At 51.0% G+C, this 5,439-nt stretch carries 2 tRNA genes and 3 rRNA genes; all 5 read left to right on the top strand.

The features are described 5' to 3' along the window. Positions 1-182 precede the first annotated feature (182 nt). The 5 genes from BM109_RS40475 to rrf all read left to right on the top strand — a co-directional run bounded on the left by BM109_RS40475 (position 183) and on the right by rrf (position 5,429). Positions 183-1,717: ribosomal RNA gene (locus BM109_RS40475) — 16S ribosomal RNA — on the top strand. Between the two features lie 89 nt (positions 1,718-1,806). Further along, positions 1,807-1,883: transfer RNA gene (locus tag BM109_RS40470), tRNA-Ile, on the top strand. 30 nt (positions 1,884-1,913) lie between these two features. Beyond that, positions 1,914-1,989 (top strand) — tRNA-Ala (locus BM109_RS40465). Between the two features lie 316 nt (positions 1,990-2,305). After that, a 23S ribosomal RNA gene (locus BM109_RS40460) occupies positions 2,306-5,176 on the top strand. Between the two features lie 140 nt (positions 5,177-5,316). Continuing rightward, positions 5,317-5,429 (top strand): 5S ribosomal RNA (gene rrf, locus BM109_RS40455). Together the 16S, 23S and 5S rRNA genes with 2 tRNA genes alongside form the textbook arrangement of a ribosomal RNA operon. Positions 5,430-5,439 lie beyond the last annotated feature (10 nt).

Genomic DNA, 5,439 nt, shown 5'->3' with positions numbered 1-5,439 from the left:
AAGTTGCTTCGGTGATCGTTAAAAAATTACAGCCGATAAGCGTGGGCGTTTGAAGGTAATTGCGTAAGTTCTTCGGAACAAGTCGCAAGACTTAAAACGCTCATGAGAATAGAAGTGAAGTTCACTTCAATTCCGTTTTTGTGAGTTTTGCTTGATCGCGAGATCAGGCGCAAATCAAGATCGAACTATAGAGTTTGATCCTGGCTCAGATTGAACGCTGGCGGCATGCCTTACACATGCAAGTCGAACGGCAGCGCGGGAGCAATCCTGGCGGCGAGTGGCGAACGGGTGAGTAATACATCGGAACGTGCCCAATCGTGGGGGATAACGCAGCGAAAGCTGTGCTAATACCGCATACGATCTACGGATGAAAGCAGGGGATCGCAAGACCTTGCGCGAATGGAGCGGCCGATGGCAGATTAGGTAGTTGGTGAGGTAAAGGCTCACCAAGCCTTCGATCTGTAGCTGGTCTGAGAGGACGACCAGCCACACTGGGACTGAGACACGGCCCAGACTCCTACGGGAGGCAGCAGTGGGGAATTTTGGACAATGGGCGCAAGCCTGATCCAGCCATGCCGCGTGCAGGATGAAGGCCTTCGGGTTGTAAACTGCTTTTGTACGGAACGAAACGGCCTTTTCTAATAAAGAGGGCTAATGACGGTACCGTAAGAATAAGCACCGGCTAACTACGTGCCAGCAGCCGCGGTAATACGTAGGGTGCAAGCGTTAATCGGAATTACTGGGCGTAAAGCGTGCGCAGGCGGTTATGTAAGACAGTTGTGAAATCCCCGGGCTCAACCTGGGAACTGCATCTGTGACTGCATAGCTAGAGTACGGTAGAGGGGGATGGAATTCCGCGTGTAGCAGTGAAATGCGTAGATATGCGGAGGAACACCGATGGCGAAGGCAATCCCCTGGACCTGTACTGACGCTCATGCACGAAAGCGTGGGGAGCAAACAGGATTAGATACCCTGGTAGTCCACGCCCTAAACGATGTCAACTGGTTGTTGGGAATTCACTTTCTCAGTAACGAAGCTAACGCGTGAAGTTGACCGCCTGGGGAGTACGGCCGCAAGGTTGAAACTCAAAGGAATTGACGGGGACCCGCACAAGCGGTGGATGATGTGGTTTAATTCGATGCAACGCGAAAAACCTTACCCACCTTTGACATGTACGGAATTCGCCAGAGATGGCTTAGTGCTCGAAAGAGAACCGTAACACAGGTGCTGCATGGCTGTCGTCAGCTCGTGTCGTGAGATGTTGGGTTAAGTCCCGCAACGAGCGCAACCCTTGTCATTAGTTGCTACATTTAGTTGGGCACTCTAATGAGACTGCCGGTGACAAACCGGAGGAAGGTGGGGATGACGTCAAGTCCTCATGGCCCTTATAGGTGGGGCTACACACGTCATACAATGGCTGGTACAAAGGGTTGCCAACCCGCGAGGGGGAGCTAATCCCATAAAACCAGTCGTAGTCCGGATCGCAGTCTGCAACTCGACTGCGTGAAGTCGGAATCGCTAGTAATCGTGGATCAGAATGTCACGGTGAATACGTTCCCGGGTCTTGTACACACCGCCCGTCACACCATGGGAGCGGGTTCTGCCAGAAGTAGTTAGCTTAACCGCAAGGAGGGCGATTACCACGGCAGGGTTCGTGACTGGGGTGAAGTCGTAACAAGGTAGCCGTATCGGAAGGTGCGGCTGGATCACCTCCTTTCTGGAAACAAGCAATTTAATTTAAACGCCCACACTTATCGGTTGTTGGAAGAAGTCGGTTGTCTTCGATTTCGAAGATGATTGGCGAATGGGTCTGTAGCTCAGCTGGTTAGAGCACCGTCTTGATAAGGCGGGGGTCGTTGGTTCGAGCCCAACTAGACCCACCAAATCTTCTGATATCTCGTGTGTGAGAGTTTGGGGGATTAGCTCAGCTGGGAGAGCACCTGCTTTGCAAGCAGGGGGTCGTCGGTTCGATCCCGTCATCCTCCACCACAACCAATAATCGGTTCCATCGGAACGTTTCAACACCAAAGCGGCTTCCTGCGAAAGCATGAGGCTTCTTTGTTGTTGATCAGGATCTCTTGATCAATCGGCTGTTCTTTAAAAATTCATAGAGTTGAATCAGCGTTGCTGACGGAAAGAGCTTCATGGCTCACCGTGCCGTCAGCAACTTGAATTTTTGATTGCGTCAATATGAACTTCAATTTCGAGTCAAATCGATTTATGAAGACGGCATAACGCGCCAGGTGAAAGACCTGGCAATTCCTTGATTGACTTTGGTTTCTGTGAAGAAACGTCAAAGTTATAGGGTCAAGTGAATAAGAGCACGTGGTGGATGCCTTGGCGATGATAGGCGACGAAGGACGTGATAGCCTGCGATAAGCTTCGGGGAGCTGGCAAATTAGCTTTGATCCGGAGATTTCCGAATGGGGAAACCCACCGAAAGGTATCGCATAGTGAATACATAGCTATGCGAGGCGAACCGGGTGAACTGAAACATCTCAGTAGCTCGAGGAAAAGACATCAACCGAGATTCCGAAAGTAGTGGCGAGCGAAATCGGAAGAGCCTGCTAGTGATAGCACAAGACTTATCAGAACGGCTTGGAAAGGCCGGCCATAGTGGGTGACAGCCCCGTACGTTAAAAGACTTGTGTGGTACTGAGCTAGCGAAAAGTAGGGCGGGACACGTGTAATCCTGTCTGAATATGGGGGGACCATCCTCCAAGGCTAAATACTCATCATCGACCGATAGTGAACTAGTACCGTGAGGGAAAGGCGAAAAGAACCCCGGGAGGGGAGTGAAATAGATCCTGAAACCGCGTGCTTACAAAAAGTAGGAGCCCGCAAGGGTGACTGCGTACCTTTTGTATAATGGGTCAGCGACTTACATTCAGTGGCAAGGTTAACCGAATAGGGAAGCCGTAGAGAAATCGAGTCCGAATAGGGCGATCAGTCGCTGGGTGTAGACCCGAAACCAAGTGATCTATCCATGGCCAGGATGAAGGTGCCGTAACAGGTACTGGAGGTCCGAACCGACTAGTGTTGCAAAACTAGCGGATGAGCTGTGGATAGGGGTGAAAGGCTAAACAAACTTGGAAATAGCTGGTTCTCTCCGAAAACTATTTAGGTAGTGCCTCAAGTATTACCTTCGGGGGTAGAGCACTGTTTTGGCTAGGGGGTCATGGCGACTTACCAAACCAAGGCAAACTCCGAATACCGAAGAGTACAGCTTGGGAGACAGAGCACCGGGTGCTAACGTCCGGACTCAAGAGGGAAACAACCCAGACCGCCAGCTAAGGTCCCTAAAATTGGCTAAGTGGGAAACGAAGTGGGAAGGCTAAAACAGTCAGGATGTTGGCTTAGAAGCAGCCATCATTTAAAGAAAGCGTAATAGCTCACTGATCGAGTCGTCCTGCGCGGAAGATGTAACGGGGCTAAGCCAGTTACCGAAGCTGCGGATTTGCAATTTATTGCAAGTGGTAGGAGAGCGTTCTGTAAGCCTGTGAAGGTGCGTTGTAAAGCGTGCTGGAGGTATCAGAAGTGCGAATGCTGACATGAGTAGCGTTAAAGGGGGTGAAAAGCCCCCTCGCCGTAAGCGCAAGGTTTTCTACGCAACGTTCATCGGCGTAGAGTGAGTCGGCCCCTAAGGCGAGGCAGAGATGCGTAGCTGATGGGAAACAGGTCAATATTCCTGTACCGATATACAGTGCGATGTGGGGACGGATCTTAATAGGTCATCCGGGTGTTGGATATCCCGGTTTAGTTGGATGTAGGCGTGCATTAGGCAAATCCGGTGCACATATACCGAGGCCAACGATCGAGCGAGCTTGCTCGCGAAGTGACTGAACGAGGTTCCAGGAAAAGCCACTAAGCTTCAGCTGTATACGACCGTACCGCAAACCGACACTGGTGCGCGAGATGAGTATTCTAAGGCGCTTGAGAGAACTCAGGAGAAGGAACTCGGCAAATTGACACCGTAACTTCGGAAGAAGGTGTGCCCTATTAGTGTGAAGTGAACAACGGAGCATGAATGGGTTGCAAAAAATCGGTGGCTGCGACTGTTTATTAAAAACACAGCACTCTGCAAACACGAAAGTGGACGTATAGGGTGTGACGCCTGCCCGGTGCTGGAAGATTAAATGATGGGGTGCAAGCTCTTGATTGAAGTCCCAGTAAACGGCGGCCGTAACTATAACGGTCCTAAGGTAGCGAAATTCCTTGTCGGGTAAGTTCCGACCTGCACGAATGGCGTAACGATGGCCACACTGTCTCCTCCTGAGACTCAGCGAAGTTGAAATGTTTGTGATGATGCAATCTCCCCGCGGAAAGACGGAAAGACCCCATGAACCTTTACTGTAGCTTTGTATTGGACTTTGAACAGATCTGTGTAGGATAGGTGGGAGGCTTTGAAGCAGGGTCGCTAGATCTTGTGGAGCCAACGTTGAAATACCACCCTGGTGTGTTTGAGGTTCTAACCTAGGTCCATTATCTGGATCGGGGACAGTGCATGGTAGGCAGTTTGACTGGGGCGGTCTCCTCCCAAAGCGTAACGGAGGAGTTCGAAGGTACGCTAGTTACGGTCGGACATCGTGACGATAGTGCAATGGCATAAGCGTGCTTAACTGCGAGACTGACAAGTCGAGCAGATGCGAAAGCAGGACATAGTGATCCGGTGGTTCTGTATGGAAGGGCCATCGCTCAACGGATAAAAGGTACTCTGGGGATAACAGGCTGATACCGCCCAAGAGTTCATATCGACGGCGGTGTTTGGCACCTCGATGTCGGCTCATCTCATCCTGGGGCTGTAGCCGGTCCCAAGGGTATGGCTGTTCGCCATTTAAAGAGGTACGTGAGCTGGGTTTAAAACGTCGTGAGACAGTTTGGTCCCTATCTTCCGTGGGCGCTGCAGATTTGAGGAAGCCTGCTCCTAGTACGAGAGGACCGGAGTGGACACACCTCTGGTGTATCGGTTGTCACGCCAGTGGCATTGCCGAGTAGCTAAGTGTGGAAGAGATAACCGCTGAAAGCATCTAAGCGGGAAACTCGTTTCAAGATGAGATCTGCCGGGGCCTCGAGCCCCCTGAAGAGTCGTTCAAGACCAGGACGTTGATAGGTCAGGTGTGGAAGCGCAGTAATGCGTTAAGCTAACTGATACTAATTGCTCGTGCGGCTTGACCCTATAACTTTGATCAGAAGATCAAGGTGTTATGCCAAGTTGACGCATTCAAAATACATTCAAATAACGCCACAGCGCGTGCTGATTCAAAACTCTATGAATTCGTCTGGTTGATCACGTGATCAGCCAGACAACCCTTTATGCCTGATGACCATAGCGAGTTGGTCCCACTCCTTCCCATCCCGAACAGGACAGTGAAACGACTCAGCGCCGATGATAGTGCGGGTTCCCGTGTGAAAGTAGGTCATCGTCAGGCTCTTACAGCC

It is taken from the genome of Variovorax sp. PDC80 (assembly GCF_900115375.1).
Taxonomy (GTDB): domain Bacteria; phylum Pseudomonadota; class Gammaproteobacteria; order Burkholderiales; family Burkholderiaceae_C; genus Variovorax.
This window is presented reverse-complemented; position numbering and strand designations above follow the sequence as displayed.